The 20,488-nt window shown below is 65.3% G+C and carries 19 protein-coding genes, 1 pseudogene and 1 riboswitch; of the genes and pseudogenes, 11 read left to right on the forward strand and 9 right to left on the reverse strand.

Features of this window, described 5'->3' with window-relative positions; genetic code table 11:
* Positions 1 to 11: 11 nt before the first annotated feature.
* The gene (locus FAZ97_RS11710; RefSeq protein WP_158758576.1) at positions 12 to 884 is read right to left on the reverse strand and encodes a LysR substrate-binding domain-containing protein; all 873 of its coding nucleotides are present in this window, start codon (positions 882 to 884) and stop codon (positions 12 to 14) included.
* A 146-nt stretch (positions 885 to 1,030) separates the two neighbouring features.
* Between FAZ97_RS11710 and FAZ97_RS11715 the strand changes: the two genes are divergently transcribed.
* The 3 genes from FAZ97_RS11715 (at position 1,031) to FAZ97_RS11725 (ending at position 4,722) form a co-directional block, all read left to right on the forward strand.
* Complete coding sequence (locus FAZ97_RS11715) at positions 1,031 to 2,356, forward strand: MFS transporter (RefSeq protein ID WP_158758577.1); 1,326 nt, start codon at positions 1,031 to 1,033, stop codon at positions 2,354 to 2,356.
* Positions 2,357 to 2,433: 77 nt separating this feature from the next.
* A complete protein-coding gene (locus tag FAZ97_RS11720) occupies positions 2,434 to 3,624 on the forward strand; it encodes a M20 aminoacylase family protein (RefSeq protein ID WP_158758578.1) in 1,191 nt (396 codons plus the stop codon).
* 6 nt (positions 3,625 to 3,630) lie between these two features.
* Entirely contained in the window at positions 3,631 to 4,722 is a 1,092-nt protein-coding gene (locus FAZ97_RS11725) for a M14 family metallopeptidase (RefSeq protein WP_158758579.1), read from the forward strand.
* A 77-nt stretch (positions 4,723 to 4,799) separates the two neighbouring features.
* On the opposite strand, the gene FAZ97_RS11730 is transcribed toward FAZ97_RS11725, so the two are convergent.
* Together FAZ97_RS11730 and FAZ97_RS11735 are read right to left on the reverse strand one after the other, a co-directional pair.
* Positions 4,800 to 5,816, reverse strand: a complete 1,017-nt coding sequence (locus FAZ97_RS11730; RefSeq protein WP_158758580.1) for a sensor domain-containing diguanylate cyclase — start codon at positions 5,814 to 5,816, stop codon at positions 4,800 to 4,802.
* A gap of 162 nt (positions 5,817 to 5,978) precedes the next feature.
* Positions 5,979 to 6,692 carry a FadR/GntR family transcriptional regulator gene (locus FAZ97_RS11735; RefSeq protein ID WP_233271679.1) on the reverse strand — a complete coding sequence of 238 codons (714 nt, stop codon included), beginning with the start codon at positions 6,690 to 6,692 and terminating at the stop codon, positions 5,979 to 5,981.
* Positions 6,693 to 6,791: 99 nt separating this feature from the next.
* Here FAZ97_RS11735 and dgoD point away from each other — a divergent pair, with 99 nt between their 5' ends.
* The gene (gene dgoD / locus FAZ97_RS11740) at positions 6,792 to 7,940 is read left to right on the forward strand and encodes a galactonate dehydratase (protein ID WP_158758581.1); all 1,149 of its coding nucleotides are present in this window, start codon (positions 6,792 to 6,794) and stop codon (positions 7,938 to 7,940) included.
* A gap of 48 nt (positions 7,941 to 7,988) precedes the next feature.
* Here dgoD and FAZ97_RS11745 read toward each other — a convergent pair whose 3' ends face one another.
* Positions 7,989 to 8,225: a hypothetical protein gene (locus FAZ97_RS11745; protein WP_158758582.1), complete on the reverse strand. Its 237-nt coding sequence runs from the start codon at positions 8,223 to 8,225 to the stop codon at positions 7,989 to 7,991.
* On the opposite strand from FAZ97_RS11745, the gene FAZ97_RS11750 reads away from it, so the two are divergent.
* A complete protein-coding gene (locus FAZ97_RS11750) occupies positions 8,224 to 8,523 on the forward strand; it encodes a hypothetical protein (protein WP_158758583.1) in 300 nt (99 codons plus the stop codon). The genes FAZ97_RS11745 and FAZ97_RS11750 overlap by 2 nt on opposite strands.
* A 28-nt stretch (positions 8,524 to 8,551) precedes the next feature.
* On the opposite strand, the gene FAZ97_RS11755 is transcribed toward FAZ97_RS11750, so the two are convergent.
* Entirely contained in the window at positions 8,552 to 9,478 is a 927-nt protein-coding gene (locus tag FAZ97_RS11755; protein WP_158758584.1) for a copper resistance D family protein, read from the reverse strand.
* A gap of 640 nt (positions 9,479 to 10,118) precedes the next feature.
* Here FAZ97_RS11755 and FAZ97_RS11760 point away from each other — a divergent pair.
* The 4 genes from FAZ97_RS11760 (at position 10,119) to FAZ97_RS11775 (ending at position 15,056) form a co-directional block, all read left to right on the forward strand.
* Entirely contained in the window at positions 10,119 to 10,886 is a 768-nt protein-coding gene (locus FAZ97_RS11760; RefSeq protein ID WP_158758585.1) for a c-type cytochrome, read from the forward strand.
* Between the two features lie 22 nt (positions 10,887 to 10,908).
* Positions 10,909 to 12,204: a c-type cytochrome gene (locus FAZ97_RS11765; RefSeq protein WP_158758586.1), complete on the forward strand. Its 1,296-nt coding sequence runs from the start codon at positions 10,909 to 10,911 to the stop codon at positions 12,202 to 12,204.
* 315 nt (positions 12,205 to 12,519) lie between these two features.
* Positions 12,520 to 13,140, forward strand: a complete 621-nt coding sequence (gene trhA, locus FAZ97_RS11770) for a PAQR family membrane homeostasis protein TrhA (RefSeq protein ID WP_158758587.1) — start codon at positions 12,520 to 12,522, stop codon at positions 13,138 to 13,140.
* Between the two features lie 257 nt (positions 13,141 to 13,397).
* Positions 13,398 to 15,056: a DEAD/DEAH box helicase gene (locus FAZ97_RS11775; protein ID WP_158758588.1), complete on the forward strand. Its 1,659-nt coding sequence runs from the start codon at positions 13,398 to 13,400 to the stop codon at positions 15,054 to 15,056.
* Between the two features lie 68 nt (positions 15,057 to 15,124).
* Here FAZ97_RS11775 and FAZ97_RS11780 read toward each other — a convergent pair whose 3' ends face one another.
* On the reverse strand, positions 15,125 to 15,958 hold the full coding sequence (locus tag FAZ97_RS11780) for a ferritin-like domain-containing protein (RefSeq protein ID WP_325073213.1): 834 nt from the start codon (positions 15,956 to 15,958) through the stop codon (positions 15,125 to 15,127).
* A 652-nt stretch (positions 15,959 to 16,610) separates the two neighbouring features.
* Here FAZ97_RS11780 and FAZ97_RS11785 point away from each other — a divergent pair.
* A complete protein-coding gene (locus FAZ97_RS11785; RefSeq protein WP_028205977.1) occupies positions 16,611 to 16,808 on the forward strand; it encodes a hypothetical protein in 198 nt (65 codons plus the stop codon).
* Positions 16,809 to 17,091: 283 nt separating this feature from the next.
* On the opposite strand, the gene FAZ97_RS11790 is transcribed toward FAZ97_RS11785, so the two are convergent.
* Positions 17,092 to 17,469: a hypothetical protein gene (locus tag FAZ97_RS11790; protein WP_199272054.1), complete on the reverse strand. Its 378-nt coding sequence runs from the start codon at positions 17,467 to 17,469 to the stop codon at positions 17,092 to 17,094.
* A 199-nt stretch (positions 17,470 to 17,668) separates the two neighbouring features.
* Here FAZ97_RS11790 and FAZ97_RS11795 point away from each other — a divergent pair, with 199 nt between their 5' ends.
* A complete protein-coding gene (locus FAZ97_RS11795) occupies positions 17,669 to 18,355 on the forward strand; it encodes an HAD family hydrolase (protein WP_158758589.1) in 687 nt (228 codons plus the stop codon).
* Between the two features lie 101 nt (positions 18,356 to 18,456).
* Here the strand turns inward: FAZ97_RS11795 and ribB are convergent, their stop codons facing one another.
* Entirely contained in the window at positions 18,457 to 19,185 is a 729-nt protein-coding gene (ribB, locus tag FAZ97_RS11800; RefSeq protein ID WP_158758590.1) for a 3,4-dihydroxy-2-butanone-4-phosphate synthase, read from the reverse strand.
* Between the two features lie 165 nt (positions 19,186 to 19,350).
* Positions 19,351 to 19,524: riboswitch (FMN riboswitch) on the reverse strand.
* 257 nt (positions 19,525 to 19,781) lie between these two features.
* Positions 19,782 to 20,441 (reverse strand): annotated as a pseudogene (locus tag FAZ97_RS11805) (helix-turn-helix domain-containing protein); the annotation flags it as partial.
* Positions 20,442 to 20,488: the final 47 nt, after the last annotated feature.

Genomic DNA, 20,488 nt, shown 5'->3' on the forward strand with positions numbered 1-20,488 from the left:
CTCAAACCCCATCAAACCGCCGCCACGAGTTGTTGCGCGATCAACGCCGTGATGTGCTTCTTCTCATGCTCCGTGCGCTCGAGCATCCCCACGCTTCGAAACTCCGTCTCGCCCGGCAAGGGCAGCACGCGCAGCGCCTCATCATGCGCCCAGCTGGAGTTGCGCAGGAGCGGCACGACCGTTACGCCCACGCCCTGCCTCACCAGCGCCGCCACGCCTTCCAGCGAGCTGAGTTCGAGAAACACGTTGACCTTGTAGCGCCGCCGTCGCAACGCGCGATCGATCAGAATGCCCGTTCGCTGCGTGCTGTCGAAGCGCAGGAACCGTTCGTTGCTCAGCAGTTGCGCCACTGAACTCGATTTCAGGCCCGCAGGCACCAGCGCGACAACAGGCTCGGTGTACAGCGGCGTCCAGCGCACGCGTGCCGAGCGCCGTCCCGGTGTATCGACAAGCACGGCGCAATCGATGTCGCCCGCATCGAGTTGCGCGGCGAGTTCGATCGACCTCGCCGTCACGATGCGGATCTCCAGGCTCGGCCGCGCGGTCTTGAGCTGCGCCACCGCCTGGGCGAGCGCACTCACGGCCGACTCCACCGCGCCGATCGTGACCGGCCCCGTCTGCGCTTCGACTCCCGCCGCCAGCATGCGCATCGCCTCGTACTGCGCGAGCATCGCCTGGGCGTGCGGCAGCAGCGCTTTGCCCATCGCGTTGAGGACGACCGTGCGCCCCGCCCGATCGAAAAGCGGCTGGCCGAACGTTTCCTCGAGCGAGCGCATCTGCATGCTGATCGCCGACTGGGTCAGCGACAGATGCTCGGCGGCAAGCGCAAACGAGCCGTATCGGGCAATCGCGTCGAACGCGCGCAGAAATCGCAACGTGCTCACAGGTTCACGCCTCCTGTTTCCTCATCCAATTCATCAAAAAATCTGAAGTCATGTTTCAGAAAATATCACTTTTTTTTGATTGCCTGCACAACCAGAATGATTCGAAACGAAAGTCAGTCAGACCAACAACTGGAGGAGACGTCCGGATGGGGTTCTCAAGTGAAACTGCCGGTGCAGCCACGCCTGCATACACCCAAAGCGCGGCGCGCCGCATCGACCTGCGTGTGATTGCGGTCGCAACCATCGGCAATGCGCTCGAGTGGTTCGACTTCACTGTGTTCACCTTCTTCGCCGCGGTGATCGCGAAGCAGTTCTTCCCGAGCGAGAATCCCACGGCCGCGCTGCTCGCAACGTGGACCACGTTCGGCGTCGGCTTCCTGACGCGCCCGCTCGGCGGCATCGTGCTCGGCAACTATGCGGACCGGCACGGCCGCAAGGCCGCCTTGCTCATCACGATCTTCGTGATGGCGCTCGGCGTGGCGGTCATCACGCTCGCGCCCACCTACGCGCAGATCGGCCTCGCGGCGCCGGTCCTCATGCTCGTCGGGCGCTTTCTGCAGGGCTTCTCGGCGGGCGGCGAAGTGGGCAGCGCGACGGCGTTCCTGGTCGAGCATGCACCTGTGGAGCGGCGCGGCGTGTACGGCAGTTTCCAGATGATCGCGCAAGCGTGCGCCATGCTGCTCGGCGCGGCGGTGAGCGTTGCCATTACGCAAATGCTCACATCCGACCAGATCAGCGCGTTTGGCTGGCGCATCCCGTTCGCGATCGGCCTGCTCATCGTGCCCGTGGGGCTGTACGTGCGCTCGCGCCTCGACGAGTCGCCCGTGTTCAGCGACGCGCGCCACGACACGCGCGCGAAGCGCTCGCCTTTTCTCGAATCGCTGGGTTCGCACTGGCGGCAGGTGCTCGCGGGCTTCGGCCTGACGGTGTACGGCACGATCGGCACCTACCTCTTCTACTACTACATGCCGAGTTACGCCACGCGCTCACTCGGCGTGTCGTTCCAAAGCTCCGTGATCGCATCGCTGTGCGCGGCGCTCGCGTATATCGTCGGCACGCTCGCTTCGGGCCGCATCTCGGACGCCGTCGGCCGCAAGAAGCCGATGGTGGCCTCGGCGGTCATCAGCCTGATCGTCGCGTATCCGCTCTTCCGGCTCGTGAGCGCGGTGCCGACGCTGCCCGTGCTGATCTTCGTGCAGTGCTGCCTGATGCTCTCGCTTGGCCTGTTCCAGGGCGCGTACTGCGCCTTCGTCTGCGAGCTCTTTCCGGCGCGCGTGCGCGCCACCTCGCTCGCCATTGGCTACAACTTTGCGGTGATGATCTTCGGCGGCTTCGCCGGCGCGATCGCCACGCTGCTGATCGGCTGGACCGGCGACAAGCTCTCCGTCGTCTACTACGGCCTCTTCGGCGCTGGCGTGGGCCTCATCACCCTGCTTTTGCTGAAAGACCGCTCGCGTCAGCCTTTGCTATAGGCGGCGCATTCGCCATCCATCGCGCAGCCGTCCCGCGTGCGGCTGCCGCGCATCATCACCGAAACGAAGGGAGTCTCATGACCATCATTGCCGAAATCGCCGCCGCCGAAGCCGAACTGCAAGCCATTCGCCGCGATATCCACGCCCACCCCGAACTGCGCTACGAAGAAGATCGCACGTCGGCGCTCGTCGCCGAACGGCTCGAGTCCTGGGGCATCGAAGTCACGCGCGGCCTTGGCAAGACCGGCGTCGTCGGCGTGCTGCGCAACGGCACCGGCACGAAAACCATCGGCCTGCGCGCCGACATGGACGCGCTGCCGATCCAGGAGCTCAACACGTTCGCGCACGCGTCGAAGCACGCGGGCAAGATGCACGCTTGCGGCCACGACGGCCACACCGCGATGCTGCTCGGCGCGGCACAGCATTTGTCAAAGCATCGCAATTTTGACGGCACCGTGGTGTTCATCTTCCAGCCGGCCGAGGAAGGCGGCGGCGGCGCGAAGGCCATGCTCGAAGACGGCCTCTTCGAGAAGTTTCCCGTCGATGCGGTCTTTGCCTTGCACAACTGGCCGGGCCTCGCAGCGGGCAGCTTCGGCGCGCGCGTGGGCGCGACCCAGGCGTCGAGCAACGAGTTCCGCATCGTCGTGAAGGGCACGGGCGCGCACGCTGCCATTCCGCAAGACGGCATCGATCCTGTGCTGACGGCCATGCAGATCGGCACGGGCCTGCAAAGCATCATGACGCGCAACAAGCGCCCGATCGACGCGGCCGTGCTTTCGATCACGCAGATGCAGGCCGGCGAGGCCGTCAACGTGATCCCCGACACGGCGACGCTGGCCGGCACGGTGCGGACGTTCTCGCTCGAGGTGCTCGATCTGATCGAGAAACGCATGCGCGAGTTCTCGGAAGCGACGGCGGCCGCTTACGGCTGCACGGTGGAGTTCTCGTTCCACCGCAACTATCCGCCGACGGTCAACTCCGAGGCCGAAACGCACTTCGCGCTCGACGTCATGAAGGAAGTCGTCGGGGCCAACCACGTGGTGCGCAATATCGACCCGACCATGGGCGCGGAAGACTTTTCGTTCTTCCTGCTCGAGCGCCCCGGCTGCTACGCCTATATCGGCAACGGCACCGGTGACCATCGCGCACATGGCCACGGGCTCGGCCCGTGCATGCTGCACAACACGAGCTACGATTTCAACGACGACGTGCTCACGCTCGGATCGACGTACTGGGTGCGCCTCGTCGAAGCCTTCCTCACGAAATAAGCGCTCATGCCTTCCCTATTTTCCACCACGTACAGCGAGGCGCGCGCCCGGTTCATGGGCGCGGCCGCCGCGCGCGGCCTCGCGCTCGCGAGCCATGTGATTCCCGAGATGGAAGGTCGCGAAGGCGAGGCGCTCGCGACGGATGTCGTTCGACTCGGCCCCGCCAACGCGAAGCGCCTGCTGGTCCTGACCTCCGGCACGCATGGCGTCGAAGGCTTTTGCGGGAGCGCTGCGCAAACGGCGTTGCTCGGCGATGCCGCGCTGCAGGCGCGCCTCGCGAGGCTCGGCGTGGCCGTGCTCGTCGTGCACGCGATCAACCCGTATGGCTTTTCGTGGCTCTCGCGCACGAACGAGGACAACGTCGACCTCAATCGCAACAGCATCGATTTCGCACGTCCGGCGCCATACAACGAGGACTATGAAGCGCTGCACACCCTGCTGGTGCCCCCGCAATGGCCGCCTTCGGATAGCAACGCGGAGGCCATCGCCAGCTACATTTCAAGCCACGGTGAACCGGCCTATCAACGCGCACTGACGACGGGTCAGTACCATCATGCCGACGGCCTTTTCTACGGCGGCGAGCGGCACGTCTGGAGCACCCGCCTGTTGCAGACGCTGCTCGCGCAACACGCGAGCCAGTGCGAGCAAGTCGGCTGGATCGACTTTCATACCGGCCTCGGTCCGGCCGGGCATGGCGAGAAGATCTGCGTGGGCCGCATCGATGCAGCGGAGCTGGCGCGTGCACGTACCTGGTGGGGCGCCGACGTAGCGAGCCCGCTCGACGGCTCGACGGTCGCGTCGAACGTGGGCGGCCCGATCCTCGATACGCTGCGCACGACCTGCCCGCATGCGCAGACAACGGCGATCGCGATCGAATTCGGCACCGTGCCGCTCGTGCCGATGCTGCATATGCTGCGCGCCGATGTGTGGGTGCGCCGACATCCGGACGCGCCGCAGGCCGCAGGCATTCGCGAGCAGATCCGCGCTGCATTCTGCTTTGACGATCTGCTCTGGCAAGGGCAGATTCTCGGGCAATCGCGCGCGGCCATCCTGCAAGGGGTGCTCGGCCTTTCGCGGATGCCTGTAGAGGGGGGCTGAGGGTCGCTTCCTCGTCTTCGCGAGTACCGAGCGCAACCGCTTACGCGTCGTGGCGACGCTGATCGCCACTGCGACGCTCACCTCATGCGCTTGCGTTCGCGCTTCGTTTCGTACATCGAACGATCCGCGTATTCGATCAGCGCCGTCATCTCGGTGCCGTCGTCGGGCAGGATGGCAACGCCCACGCTCACGCCGAGAGCGATGCTGTGCCCTTCGAACTCGAACGGCTCGCCCACGGTGTCCACGAGCCGGCGGCTGTATGCCTCGGCGTCCCCGCGTCCCGCAATGCCGGGCAAGATCACTGCGAACTCGTCGCCGCCCACGCGCGCGGCCGTATCCACGCGGCGGCTGTGGCGAGCGATGCGCGTCGCGGTCTCGCGGATCGCCGCGTCGCCGGCGCGATGGCCGTAGCAGTCGTTGATGGGCTTGAGACCATCCATGTCGAGATTGAGCACGCCGAGTCCGCCCGATGAGCGTACGGCGAGATCCACCGACTGGCGCAGGCGATCGTAAAAGAGCGCGCGATTGGGCAGGCCCGTGAGCGCGTCGTGCGTGGCGCGCAGATAGAGTTCGCTCGTCTCGTGCCGCGCGGCATGGAACATGGCCGCCGCGATGAGCTCGGACATCAGCGAGAGCGTGCGGATGTCCTCGTCGTTGAAAGCATCGATTTCCGGATGCGTGACTTTCAGAACGCCAACGGTCGTCTCGAGGTGCTTGAGCGGCGTGACGATCATCGAACGCAGGCCGGCGCGGCGACAGGCTTCGCGGTCTACGCGCGGGTCGGTTTCGGAGTCGTCGCAGCGCAGGATCTCGCCCTCGCGCACGCACATGCCCGAAAGGCTCGTCTCGCGCGCAAGACGCAAACCGAGCAGGTTCGCGACGCTGCCTGAAGCCGCGCGATACACCATGTCCTCGCCTTCCGCGAGTTCGACGACTGCGCCTTGCGCGCGCGTAAGCTGCTCGGTGCGCTCCGCCACATAGGCCATCACGCCGCCGAGATCGAGCCCGAGCTTCGCGATGTCCGACTGCGCCTTGATGATTTCCAGCAGGGTTGCGTTGTCCAGTTGCGTGTCTTTCGCTTCGTTATTCTTCATCGCTTGACCGTTAGCCTTACCTTTGACTGACTGACGGCACCGAAAGCTAAAGCGCCGTTGGATCGGGCTAAAGCATAGCAAACGTTGTTGATTGCGCACGCGCAAACGTTTCACATCTTTAATTCGTTTCGCTTTCTTGCGATTCGTTGCGCACGCACCCAATCAGCCTTCGATACGCTCGCGCGTCACACGCAGCAGCGCGGCCATCGCAAGGCTCGCTGCACAGGCGTCGCGGTTCGCGATCGCGTCGTAGACGAGGGTATGGTCGGGCAGCGCCGCATTGAACACGTCGGCGCGCTTTGCGTTCACGCGCAACTGGCCTTCGAGCGTACGCTCGATCAGCGTGCCGAGCGGCACCAGCAACTCGTTGCGGCACGCCCCCAGCACCGCGAGATGAAAGCGCAGGTCCGCGCGCACCCATTCGTCCACATTGCGCGCCTCGGCCATGGCCGCGTGCGCGGCGGCGATCGACGCAAGCGCCTCGGCATCGCGCGCGGTTGCGGCCAGTCCCGCCGCGAACGGCTCGATCATTTCGCGCATTTCCTGGAGCTTGAGCGCGAACGCAAGCGGCGGCGCCACGCGCGCGTACCAGTCGAGCACGTCGGCATCGAGCAGGTTCCAGGCTTCACGCGCACGCACCCGCGTACCCACGCGCGGACGCGACTCCACGAGCCCTTTCGAAGTCAGCGTGCGCAGCGCCTCGCGCAGCACCGTGCGGCTGACGTTGAAGGTCTCCATGAGTTCGGCCTCGCGCGGCAGCACCGTCGCAGGCGGATAGTCGCCGCGCAGGATCGCGCTGCCGAGTTCGTAGGCCACCGTGCCGTGCAGATCGCGTTGAATGGCTGTTCTCCTGGATATTGGGAATCGACACGAAATAATACTATTAATAGCACTTTAATGCGAATTTTGCAGTAGGATGTGCTCCGAGACGTGCCGGGCATCCGTCCGCGCCGTGCGCCCCATTGGAGACACCGCATGAAAATCACCAAGCTCGAAACCTTCGTCGTCCCGCCGCGCTGGCTCTTTCTGAAGATCGAAACGGACGAGGGGATCGTCGGCTGGGGTGAGCCGATCGTCGAAGGCCGCGCGCATACGGTGGCCGCCGCCGTCGATGAACTCGCCGACTATCTGATCGGCAAAGACCCGCTGCTGATCGAGGACCACTGGCAGGTGATGTATCGCGCGGGCTTCTACCGCGGCGGCCCGATCTCGATGAGCGCCATTGCCGGCGTCGATCAGGCGCTCTGGGACATCAAGGGCAAGCATCATGGCGTGCCCGTTCACGCGCTGCTCGGCGGCCAGGTGCGCGACAAGATCAAGGTGTATTCGTGGATCGGCGGCGACCGTCCGAGCGACGTCGCCAACAACGCGCGCGCCGTGGTCGAGCGCGGCTTCAAGGCCGTGAAGATGAACGGCTCCGAAGAGCTGCAGATCATCGACACGTTCGACAAGGTGCAAGGCGTCATCAACAACGTCGCGGCCGTGCGCGAGGCCGTGGGGCCGAACGTCGGCATTGGCGTGGACTTCCATGGCCGCGTGCACAAGCCCATGGCCAAGGTGCTCGCCAAGGAGCTCGATCCGTTCAAGCTCATGTTCATCGAGGAGCCGGTGCTGTCCGAAAACGTCGAGGCATTGCGCGACATCGTCAATCAGACCAGCACGCCGATCGCGCTGGGCGAGCGTCTTTATTCGCGCTGGGATTTCAAGCACATTCTCGCGGGCGGCTACGTGGACATCATCCAGCCCGACGCCTCGCACGCGGGCGGCATTACCGAGTGCCGCAAGATCGCCGCGATGGCCGAAGCGTATGACGTCGCGCTCGCGCTGCACTGCCCGCTCGGGCCGATCGCGCTCGCCACCTGCCTGCAGATCGACGCGGTCAGCTACAACGCGTTCATCCAGGAGCAGAGCCTCGGCATTCACTACAACAAGGGCAACGATCTGCTCGACTACATCAGGAATCCCGAAGTCTTCAAGTACGAAGACGGCTTCGTTTCGATTCCGCAAGGCCCGGGTCTTGGCATCGACGTGAACGAGGAGAAGGTGCGCGAGATGGCGAAGACCGGTCACCGCTGGCGCAATCCGGTGTGGCGTCACGAGGATGGCAGCGTCGCCGAATGGTGATGCGCGGAGGGACGTCAAACGCGCGGCGCGTAACGTAACGTGACGCGCTCAACGCCGCGCGTTGCGGCGGCGTAACATTTCGCGAGGCTTTTCACGCTCCGTCGCGCGTCCAGGCGAATCGCGCAATCGGCTTTTGTCGTTTGCGCACACAGCCAGTTCATGGAAAGCCGCGCCGCCCAAGGCGCGGCCATCATCGAGCGCATTCACCGCCAGCGAACGCCATTCGCTGGCTTGCTCCTTGCAGATTCCTTTGCAACCCAACCACGGTATTGCAAAGGTTTCCATGGACGCATCGCTACCCGACTATCTGATCCGCGAACAAGCCGCCGTTGGCGCACTCGTCGCCTTCGGCTTCATGCGCGTGCTCGCCGGCGCCGTTGCGTTCTCGCGCGGCTGGCGCATTGGCTGGGTCGAATACGCCGCAATCGGCGCAGCAGCGCTGTGGTGCGCGCCGCAACTGCTCGCGCTGATCGCGAACCCAACGTCGGTGGCCGCGCTCGCGGAACTCGAAGGCAATCTAGCGGGCTGCGCCATCGCCCTCTTCTTCGCACCGATCCTGAGTCATCGGCTCGGCTACGAGTAAGTTCCAGCGCAGCGCCACCTTCGACGTTTCAGCCCTGCAACACGTAGCCCGGCACGCTGTGCGCGAGCGCAGCGGCCGTCACCAGCACGCCAATCATCACGATCGCTTCGAGATGGATCACGTTGACGAAGCGGCGCGCCGCCGCTGTCGACGCCGCGCGCCGCAACTCCGGCATCGCCACGAGGCGGTTGAAACCGCCCATCGCGAGCGCGAGCACAACGAGCGCCGTCTTGAGCAGCAACACCCGGCCCCACTCGCTGTCCACGACGGCGTCGAGCGAGCCGCCGCTGCCGCGCAGCGCGTTGAACACACCCGTCGCGATCACAAAGCCCACAGCGAAGAACGCCACGTTCGAGATCTGCCCCGCCGTGCGAATCAACACGCCGCGCGCCGTCGATGCGCCGAGCGCCGGCAGGACAGCGAGGCCGCCCGCCATGACGATGCCGCTCCAGGCGCTGGCACTCAGCACATGCAGCGTATGAAGACCGAGCGCTGCCGAGGCGAAGCCCGCATCGGCGGCATGGCCGAGTCCCGCGCGGCCCGCCGCGATGGCGACGAGCGCGAGCCACAGCACGCCGTCGCGCGCCACGCTAGTGGCCGCGAACGCGCAGCCGAGCAGCACGAGCGCGCCCGCGAAAGCCACGGACCACGCGTGGCCGACATGCGTTTGCGAGAGCACCGTGCCGACCACGCCGAACGCGCTCGGCAACGACTCGCCGCTGACCGACGCGCTTTCGTAAAGCATCCACATGACGAGCGCCGCGACGAGCACGACCGACGAGGCACGCAGCGAGCGTTGCGCACGCAGCCATGCGAGGCGCGCGGGCGCGACGGCCGTGCGGCCGTCCTTGTCGAGCCACGCGCCATAGAACGCCGAGCCGAGCGCGAAGGCGTAAGCAATGTTGACAATGGCCGCCATGGCGACCTGCCCGATCCAGAGCCAGTCAGCTTTCATTGGACCTCGCCCTCCCGCGTGTTGCGGGTCGCGCGGACTTGGCGCGAAGTGGATCGGTCGGCTTGATGCAACGATAGGGAAAGTGCAATTGGAGTCATCGAGACAAGTGGCAAGGAAACAACATGAAATCAGCAACGGCAGGACACAGACGCGTCACATCGCATCGCTTCGCAGGTCCGCAAGCGTGCCTGCTTCGATAGCCGCCACGCCGTTCGGTTCAATGCGGGTTAAACGCGGGTTCGAAGCGGCTTTGATGCGGATTCGAAGCCGGTTCAACGCGGATTCCATGCGCGAGCATCGAGCCCGCGCACGAGACTGAATGCGACGGCGCCATGCTACCGGCATGAACCCGGCAGCGGACGGCTCGGCGAGTGTGGCGCGAGTGCGGGACAACCCCGTGTCACCGATCGGCGAACAGGTGCAGAATCATAACCGGCCTCGCCGCGACGATCGGCCGCAAGCACGTCGCGATGTCGCCTCGATGGTGTCGGAGGGCGCTTGTGGCGCATGTGGCAAATGGTCACTATAAGTTCCCGATGCTAGAATCTGCTGCGTCGCCGCAGCGCGCACGGTCTTCTGCTTTAATCGCGCGCCGCCTGGAAGCCGGGCCGTTCGAAGCCTGGTCAGGTCCACGATAAAGATGGAGTTACGCGTGTCCCCAAGACGTATCTTCCGACCGCTCATTCCGCTCGTCGCGCCTCTGGCAGCAGCACTTTTGCTCGGGTCGACCGGCGTTCTCAGCGCTGCATATGCCCAGACGGCGGCCTCGGCGCCGCAGCCCAAAGCGCCCGACACGATCGCATCTCGCGTGCAGGGCTGCATTGCGTGCCACGGTGCGCACGGCGAGGGCACCGACAACGACTACTTCCCGCGTCTCGCCGGCAAACCGGCCGAGTACCTGTTCAACCAGCTAATGAATTTCCGCGAGGGTCGCCGCAAGTACCCTCCGATGAATTATCTGGTCACCTATCTCTCCGACGACTACCTGCACGAGATCGCCACATACTTCTCGCAGCAGCGGCCGCCCTACCCGCCGCCCGCGAAGCCTTCGGTCGGCAGCGACACGCTCGCGCGCGGCCAGCAGATCGTGCTGCACGGCGACCCGGCCAAGCAGGTGCCCGCCTGCGCGGCCTGCCACGGCGCGAAGCTCACCGGCATGGAGCCGGCCATTCCGGGTCTGGTCGGTCTGCACATGGACTACATCAGCGCGCAGATCGGCGCCTGGCGCTCGGGCTCGCGGCATGCGAAGGCGCCCGACTGCATGCATGAGATCGCCACGCGCCTCACCGATCAGGACGTGAACGCGGTCGCGGCCTGGCTCTCGACGCAGAGCGCGCCGCAGAACCCCGTGCCGGCGCCGGCTGGCTCACTCAAGACGCCGCTTGCCTGCGGCAGCGAACCGCAATAAGGCGCCGGGGGAGACAGCCAATATGAACCGCAAGTCCCTGTTCGCACTTTCCGCCGTCGTCGTGGCCGCCGCCGCGGCCCTCGTGCCGGTGCTCTGGTCGGGCACCCACTATCTGCAAAATGGCGCAGCGCAGGCCGCGACGCCGGTAGACCAGGCCGATCTCATCAAGAAGGGCGAGTACCTCGCGCGCGCCGGCGACTGTATCGCCTGCCATACCGTGCGCGGCGGCCAGATGTTCGCGGGCGGCCTGCCGATGGCAACGCCCTTCGGCACGCTCTACACGCCCAACATCACGCCCGACGACCAGTACGGCATCGGCAAGTGGAGCGCCGACGACTTCTATCGTGCCATGCACACGGGCCGCTCGAAAGACGGCAGCCTGCTCTATCCGGCGTTCCCGTTCGCGAGCTACACGAAGGTCACGCGCGCCGACGCCGACGCGATCTTCGCCTACCTGCGCTCGGTGCCGCCGGTCAACGTGCCTAGCCGTCCGCACGAGCTCAAGTTCCCGTTCAACAACCGCAACCTGCTGATCGGCTGGCGCACGCTGTTCTTCCGCGAAGGCGAATACAAGCCCGATCCGACCAAGTCGGTCGAATGGAACCGCGGCGCGTATCTCGTCGAAGGCCTCGGCCACTGCGGCATGTGCCACACGTCGATCAACGCAGTGGGCGGCCCGGTGAATTCGGCAGCCTTCGCGGGCGGCCTGATCCCGCTGCAGAACTGGTACGCGCCGTCGCTCACGGGCAGCGAAGGCGGTCTCGGCGACTGGGACATCAAGGACATCGCGAGCCTCCTGAAAACCGGCGTTTCCGAGCGCGGCGCCGTGTTCGGCCCGATGGCGGACGTGATCCACAACAGCCTGCAATACCTCTCGGACGACGATATCCACGCGATGGCCTCGTATCTGAAGACCATCCCGCAGAAGAAGGAAGCGCCCGAAACGATGCAGATGGAGACTTCGGAAGCGTTCGGTGGCGAACTCCTGCAGCAAGGTCAGAAGATCTACCATGACCAGTGTGCAAAGTGCCACGCGGAAAACGGTCTCGGCATGCCGCCGAACTTCCCGCCGCTTGCGAACAATCAGTCGATCCAGATGCATTCGGCTGTGAACCCGATCCGCATGGTGCTAAACGGCGGCTATCCGCCGAGCACGGGGGGCAACCCGCGCCCGTACGGCATGCCGCCGTTCGCGCAGTCGCTCTCGAACCAGGAGGTGGCGGCGGTGGTGACGTTCATCCGCATGTCCTGGGGCAACAAGGGCACGCCGGTGTCCCCGCAGCAGGTTGCCGACCTGCGGTCGTCTCCGCTCGACTGACGGTCCGTCGACCAGAGTTAGCGCATTAGCGCTCGCTCTGGTCCCATGCAAAGCAGTCCAGCGCCGTCCGGGCTTCCGCCCTTACGGCGGTCCCACGCAAGTGGTTACTGTTATAGTGGCGGTTGCCTGATAAGGGCGCAGTCTGCGGAGAGCGGGCTGCGCCCTTCGCTATTTGGCGCCGGGCCGTGCGATGAAAACGGTTCCGTAGCCCATCAGGCCTGGTTTTGAACGCTGCGGTCGAGCACGGCGCTGTACAGGGTGGAACGATGTTCCACCGGCGCGCGTTGTGCTCAAGAAGAACAAGGAGTGGTCGTCATGCACGCCGGTGAGCGTCTGAACAGCATGACTCACCTCGTGGGCGCGATGTTGTCGGTAGCGGGCCTCGTCTCGCTCGTGACGCTCGCGGCGCTGGATCACGATGCCTATAAGGTCGTGAGCTTCGCGGTATACGGGGCGATGTTGTGCGCGCTGTACACGATCTCGACGCTGTATCACGGCGTACGCGGCATCCGTCTGAAGGCGGTGCTGCAAAAGTGCGACCACGCGGCGATCTATCTGCTCATCGCGGGAAGCTATACTCCGTTCACGCTTGTGACGCTGCGCGGACCTTGGGGCTGGTCGCTCTTCGGTGTGAGCTGGGGGCTCGCCGCCCTTGGCATCGTGCAGGAACTCACGCTCGGGCGCCGCACGAGAGTGCTTTCGATGGTGCTCTACGTGGTGATGGGCTGGCTCGCGGTGGTGGCGGTTCGCCCGCTCATAGAGGCTTTGCCGGCCGCGGGCACGGCGTGGCTGCTGGCCGGCGGCGTCATTTACAGCGTCGGCATTTACTTTTTCATCAATGACGAGCGCATCCGGCACGGACATGGAATCTGGCATCTGTTCGTGCTCGCCGGGAGCGTCTGTCAATTCGTGAGCGTCGCGCGCTACGTCGCGTGACGCGTCAATGCGAAGACATCGCAAGGCCGCCGCAGTGTCCGCGGCCACGCGATGCAACTTAACGCCAGACGACGTGTCTTGTTAGACCCGTCCGTTCCATGAAGAAAAAACGCGGCGCGCGCACTGGCGTGCCGTCCGAACAACGCGAAGAAGCGGCTTCGCCGGGCGTATGCGAGCCCGGCAACGCTGCTTTGGCTGCGCAGCGCGCCCTCGGGCCGCGACGCGACGCCCGCGCTACTGCAATACAACAGGTGTTTATGTCTTTCGATTCTCTCGGCTTGTCCGAACCGCTGGTCCGCGCAGTCAACGAACTTGGGTACAGCACGCCCACGCCAATCCAGGCGCAAGCGATTCCCGCCGTGCTCGGCGGCGGCGACCTGCTCGCCGGCGCGCAAACCGGCACCGGCAAGACCGCCGGCTTCACGCTGCCGATCCTGCAACGCTTGACGGACATGCCGCCTGCAGCGAACGGAAAACGCGTGGTGCGCGCGCTGATCCTCACGCCCACGCGCGAACTGGCTGCGCAGGTCGAAGAGAGCGTGCGCGCCTACGGCAAGTATCTGAAGCTCAAGTCCACGGTGATGTTCGGCGGCGTGGGCATCAATCCGCAAATCGACGCGCTCAAGCGCGGCGTGGATATCGTGGTCGCGACGCCTGGGCGCCTGCTCGATCACATGCAGCAAAAGACGATCGATCTTTCGCAGCTCGAGATTCTCGTGCTCGACGAAGCCGACCGCATGCTCGACATGGGTTTCATCCACGACATCAAGCGCGTGCTCGCGAAGCTGCCGCCCAAGCGCCAGAACCTGCTCTTCTCGGCCACCTTCGCCGACGAGATCAAGGCGCTCGCCGACAGCCTGCTCGACTCGCCCGCGCTCATCGAAGTCGCGCGCCGCAACACCACGGCCGAAACCGTGGCGCAGAAGATTTATCCCGTCGACCGCGACCGCAAGCGCGACCTGCTCACGCATCTGATCCGCCAGCACAACTGGTTTCAGGTGCTCGTGTTCACGCGCACCAAGCACGGCGCGAACCGCCTTGCCGAGCAGCTCACGAAGGACGGCATCAGCGCACTCGCGATTCACGGCAACAAGAGCCAGTCGGCACGCACGCGCGCTTTGAGCGAGTTCAAGGACGGCACGCTGCAGGTGCTCGTCGCCACGGACATCGCCGCGCGCGGCATTGATATCGATCAACTTCCGCACGTCGTGAACTACGATCTGCCGAACGTGCCCGAGGACTACGTGCACCGCATCGGCCGCACCGGGCGCGCGGGTGCAACGGGCGAAGCCGTGTCGCTCGTGTGCGTGGACGAGCATCAACTGCTCAAGGACATCGAAAAGCTGATCAAGCGTGCCGTGCCGCAAGAGGTCATTCCGGGCTTCGAGCCGGACCCGAACGCGAAGCCCGAGCCGATCCAGCGCCGCAGCCAGCCGCAAGGCCGTGCGCCGCGCCAGGGGCAAGGCCAGGGCCGCGGCGCGTCGAATGGCGCGAACGCCGCGAACGGCGGACGGCCTGCGCAGGCGCGTGAATCGCGTGAATCGCGCGAGCCGCGCGGCGGCAATCGCGAAGGTGGCCGTGACGGTAATCGTGAAAGCAAGCGCGAAGGCGGCCGTGAAAACAACCGTGCGCTTGCAGCCAACGGCGGCGGCAACAACGGCCAGCGACCGGCCAAGCCAGCCTCGAATGGCGGCGGCGTACGCACCGCCAAGCCCGTGAAACAGCAAGGCGCGAATCACGGTGCACAAGGCGCGCGCGGCGAGCATACGCGTCGCGAAAGCCAGCGCGGCGTTTCGCACGAAAGCGCCCTCGGCCGCCCGCAACAACGCAAGTCGCAAGGCAACCCGGGCGCACTGCTCGGTGGCCGCCCAGGCGGCAATTCGCGCCGCGACGGCAATGGTCAGCGCGATCGCTGATCTTCGCCTCCGGCAACAAAAAAGCCCGCTCTCGCAGCGGGCTTTTTGTTTTCACGCGCTTCGACGACTTAGCGGAAGAAGACGTGTTCCGTGATTTTCGCGAGCGGATAGTGCACGCCTGGGCGGATCTTCGCGGGCAGGTTGAGCGGCTTGAGCAGCATCTTCACGCACATGTCGGCGGATAGATTGTGGCGCACCAGCCTGTTCACGCGCGCGGTGAGCTCGCGGCTGTAGGCCTCGTCGCGCACGCGGTCGGGGTAGCGGCCCGCATATACATGGCGCAGCGCGATCGCAGAATCCTCGTTCCTGATTTCCATTACGCGGCGCATGAGCGCGCCGAGCACGGCGAGACGCCCGTGCCCTTCTATCTGGTTGTACTTCTTGAAATAGCGGAAAAAGTGCTTGTAGTGACGCACTTCGTCGCTGCGAATGTTGTCGGTGATTTCCTTGAGCACGGGCTCGTCGGAATACTCGCCGATCGCGCGGTAGAGCGTAGCCGTGCCCGTTTCGACTACGCAGCGCGCGACCATTTCGAGCGCGCGCGTTTTCTCGAACTCCTCGAACGAGCAGGTCTTCGAATACTCTTCGATGAAGGTCGCATACGCCGCGTCCCAGTCGAACTCGGGCCAGACGTACTGGATGTACGTCTTCAGCGCGCGTCCATGCTGAAGCTCCTCGGGCTCCCATTCGCGGTTGAGCCACTCGGAGACTTCGGGGTCGCCCTGGAAGAACACGTTGAGGTTGCTGGTGTAAAGGTCGGAACCGCTTTCGATGAACGACGAGGCGGCGAGGAGCAGCATCAGGTCTTCGTTGGCGGCGGCACGTTGACGGTCGATACGTGTGAGATCGATGTCTTCGATGCGCCAGGGCATCACATGGCGAGGCTCGTTTTCGTTACGCATTGTGTCCTACTCCCGAAGCGGTATCTTCGCTCACGACGCGCGGCGTCTGGCCGGAAGCCTCGAGGCCCGGCACACAGCGCCAGTCACGCGCGGCGAACATTACCAGCCATCCCTAATTCAATCTTAGCTGTAGTTTCGCGTAGCTGCAGTCACACAGCACAGACCGGGCCCGACCCCCACAGTTCCGGAAATAGACGACTTCCCCACATTACGTCATGTGACGCTCATTGGCCGTGGCTGGCCGTGACTGGCCGCGGTGAAAATGGAATACCTGCTGGAGATGCCGCGCCGGCGATACATAACAGATCGAAGCGGATTCGCCCGCTGCGTGTCGCGGTGCGGTACGAACTTCAAGTGATTTCGCGAATCAGGACGGCTCGCAGCACCGCTGCGCGCAGGCTCAATTGTCAAAGGGAATATTTTTGGGGCGTGGTTTGTACAACGCAGCGGCGTTGACTACACTCCAGTTCCCCGAGGTAGATCCCGGGCTGGATGCCGTTTGGGCCGCGCACAGGCGGTCCGGGCGGCCGGTCCCTCCGGCCAGACGATTCTCCCCGGTCGCAGGCTTTCGCTCACACCACCGCATTCCTGTCGCTGCGCCGCCCTGCGGGCCGCAACCGGCGACCTCTGATGCGGCAACACGGAGAGAACGATGCTGAGTCCGCATGAATTCGCCACCCTGCTGCTAGTACAGGACGCCCCCAACCAGCTCGACATGGAGCGAGAAGAACTGGACGCCTTGCTCGAACGACAGCTCGTCCAACTGGAGCGCCTTGCATCCGGCCTTCAGCAATGGCGACTAACCGAAATCGGCGACTCTGCGTTGCGCGCCATCAAACGGTGTTCGTAGCCTGATCCGGCGGGCCAGGTGCCCGCCCAGCCACAGGCTCCATTGCCCTCTATCGATTTGCGCGGACGCATGGATCGTCCGCCAGCCCGGCTTGTCGGGCACGTCCCCGATGCAGGCGCACGGCAGTAGACGTACGCGCCTGCAGTGCATGGTCACGCGGACCCGCGCGCTTCATGCCCGCGTGACCATTTTTTTGCGCCCTCGCACGTCCTCCCGCATGGCGCGCGTTGTGTCGCGCGCGACGCATGCGCCGACGCACATGCATTGTCACGCCTCTATGCACCTACCCCGCTCTCAGCGTGGGATCGGCCGCCGCGCGCCAGCTCAGCGCCTGCGCGCGCTGCGTATTGAGGAAGTTCACCCACTCGCCCCGCGCCTGCGCATCACCGCTCTTGCCGAGCGTGGTGTATTGCTTGGCGAGCTGAGCCTGGAAGCCGCAAAACTGGTCCTGGGGCAGCCTGCCGCGCCGGTTGGCGACCCAGGCATCGAACATGGCCGCGTAGACGCCCGGCGCATACGCGCCGAAATCGAGCGCCTGGCCGCCGCACATCTGCTGCAAGGCGGCGAGCGACGGTGCGCGCCCCCCGCCTTCCGGGCCCGGCGGCGCGCCCACGCACCCCGCGAGCAGCACGGCCGCACCGATCATTGCATATGCACGCATGATTGCCTCGTTATCGTTTTCGACTGGTTGGAACGACTGCATCCCGACCCGGTTATTGTCGCACCGCGCCGGGTGCCGCGAGTGCGCTGCGTCCAAAAAGCAAAAGCACGTATGATTGGGGGTTTCCACCTTCCCGCCTGCCTGGCTCAGGCGCGCGCATCGGCCCTGGCCGCGCGTTGCCCGGCCTCTCGTTTCACGCATGATCGACCATCTCATCTGCGACTGTGACGGCGTGCTCGTCGACAGCGAAGTCATTGCCGACCGCGTTCTCTTCGAAACGCTCAGCAGCAACTTTCCCGGCGTCGATTTTCACGCCGCCGTGAACGCGGCGTTCGGCCAGCAGACCTCGCGCTTTCTCGCCGACGTGGCCGAGCGCTTCAACCTCAAGATGCCTGAGGACTTTCTCGAGACGATCGAACATCGTTGCGAAGCGGCCATCGCCGAGTCGGTGAGCCCGATCAACGGCGTGCGCGACGCCTTGCGCCAGGTGAGCCTGCCCGCCGCCGTCGTGTCGAACAGCCGGCTCACGCGCGTGCACGCTTCGGTGCGCCGCGCCGGGCTCGACACGATTTTCGGCGAGCGGATCTTCAGCGCCGAGCAGGTCGCGCGGCCCAAGCCTTATCCGGACGTGTACCTGCACGCGGCGAAGCAGCTCGGCGTGGAGCCGGCGCGTTGCATCGTCGTGGAGGACAGCATTTCGGGTTTGAATGCCGCGCGCGCGGCAGGCATGAAGACGATCGCGTTCGTGGGCGCGAGCCACATTCCTTCGGGCTACACCGACGTGCTGCGCGAGATGGGCATCACCCGCATCATGGCGCACATGGAAGAACTGCCGGCGCTCGTCGAGGCCGGCGTGCGCGGCGAATTCGGCGACGTGCAGTCGTAAGGCTGCGCGCCCGGCAGGCGCGCAGACCGCACACGCCGCCATGCAAACGAGACGCGGCGCCTGGCGGCGCCACGTCACTCACCTCGCTATTTCAGCGCGATTTAGGCCGGCTCGGCGCAGCGCTCGCGCGCCACGGCGATCGACTCGCGAAACGCCACCAGTTCGGCAATCGTGAGCATCGGCAGGTTGTGCAGCTTCGCGAAGTCGTCGACCTGCTTGCCGCGCGCCATCGTGCCATCGGGGTTCATCAGCTCACACAGCACGCCGGCGGGCGCGAGGCCCGCGAGCACCGCCAGATCGACCGTGCCTTCGGTGTGACCGCGGCGCGCCAGCACGCCGCCCTGCTGCGCGCGCAGCGGGAACACGTGACCGGGGCGCACGATATCGGCAGGCTTCGCGTTCGGAGCAATCGCAGCGCGGATCGTCGTCACGCGGTCGGCGGCCGAAACGCCCGTGCTCACGCCGTCGCGCGCTTCGATCGAGACCGTGAACGCGGTGCGGTTGCGGCTTTCGTTGTGGGCGACCATCGGCGGCAGTTCGAGCGCGCGCACTTTCTCGTCGGAGAGGCACAAGCACACGATGCCGCTGCATTCGCGGATGAAAAGCGCCATCGTTTCGGGCGTCAGGCGCTCGGCCGCGACGATCAGGTCGGCTTCGTCCTCGCGGTCGTGGTCGTCCTGCAGCACGACCGGGCGGCCTTCGCGCATGGCTTGCAGCGCAGCGGCAATGCGCGGCGGCACCGGCTCGGAATCGAGGAACGGGAGATCGGCGGCGGCGTCGAGCAGCGCACCTTGGGATGCAGCGAGAGTGGTACTGGCAGTAAGGGACATGTGAAACGCTCCTCGCGAGAGTTAGGCGAAAAACGTTTCAGGGCATTGCAAACAGACAGGAATCCCCGGCACGCGTCATTCGGCAAACATGCGACACGCCTCAAAAAATGGGGACGCACGCACATCGGCGCAAACGCCGCGGCGGATGGGCAAACATGACCATCTGCACATCTTCTTCCATCCGGACTATGACCGTCGGCTCTGGCTTCGCACCAGATCTGCTGACCCTGCGCATCACATCGTGAAGCTCGCGCAGGCGCTCGCGGGCTCGCAGACCTTGCCTTTCGGCGCGGCCGGCATACCGCCGGTGGGGAATTTCACCCCGCCCTGAAGACGCACTGATTACCGGATCAACCGGCGGGCAAAGGATACAACAGGCTGCGAAACCGTGCAGCGCGAAAAAGCACGACTAGACAATGTTCTCGAAACCGGCGTTGTGCGCTGCCGCATCGGCACGCGTGCCACCATGCGACATGCGACGCGGTTCATGCCGGCTGCACCGCCACGGCTCCAACCGCATTGATCGCATTGACTGTATCGATCGCATCGAGCGTCCTGACCGTTTCGACTGCCGACGCCTCATCGCCGCCTGCCGGCGCGGCGGGCACGTCCCAGCGCGGCGGCGTCTCGGCGTTGAGCGTGACGCGAAACACGCGCGCCTCGGTGTCGCCCGGGTTGCGCAGGCTGTGCGGCTGGTCGGCGTCGAAAAGAATCGCGTCGCCGGTGGCGAGCAGCTGGCGCCGATCATGCACGCTCACTTCGAGCGTGCCCTCGCTCACCACGAGGTTCACCGTCGTGCCCGGCGCGCGGCGCACGCCGGGCTCGGTGTGCAGCGGCGCAAGGCGCAACTCGTGAAACTCGGCAGCGGCGGGCTCTCCTTCCGGATAGAGCGCGCGTGCCGAATAACGGCCGTCGGCGGAAACGAGGCGTGACGCGCGTTCGGCGGGCAAATGCTCGAAGCCGTTCACCGCATGCCGGCGCAGGAACGCCGAGACCGAAACCTTGAGCGCCGCCGCCACCTTGCACAGCACCTTGATCGACGGCACGCTGCGCGCCGACTCGACCTGCGCGAGCATCGCGCGCGAGACACCCGAGGCGCGGGCGAGCGCATCGAGCGAAAGCTGGCGCTCGGCGCGCAGGCGGGCGAGATTCACGCCGACGAGGTGCTCGAGCGCCTCGTAAGATCCTTCGGTGTGCGCAATATTGGGCTGCGCATTGGGGTGTGATTCGCGCACGAGCGCGAGGGGTGAATGCATGGCTGCCTCCAGGCGTGCCGCGTCATTGCGGCGCAAGAGCATGAATG

Source organism: Paraburkholderia acidiphila, from assembly GCF_009789655.1.
GTDB lineage: Bacteria > Pseudomonadota > Gammaproteobacteria > Burkholderiales > Burkholderiaceae > Paraburkholderia > Paraburkholderia acidiphila.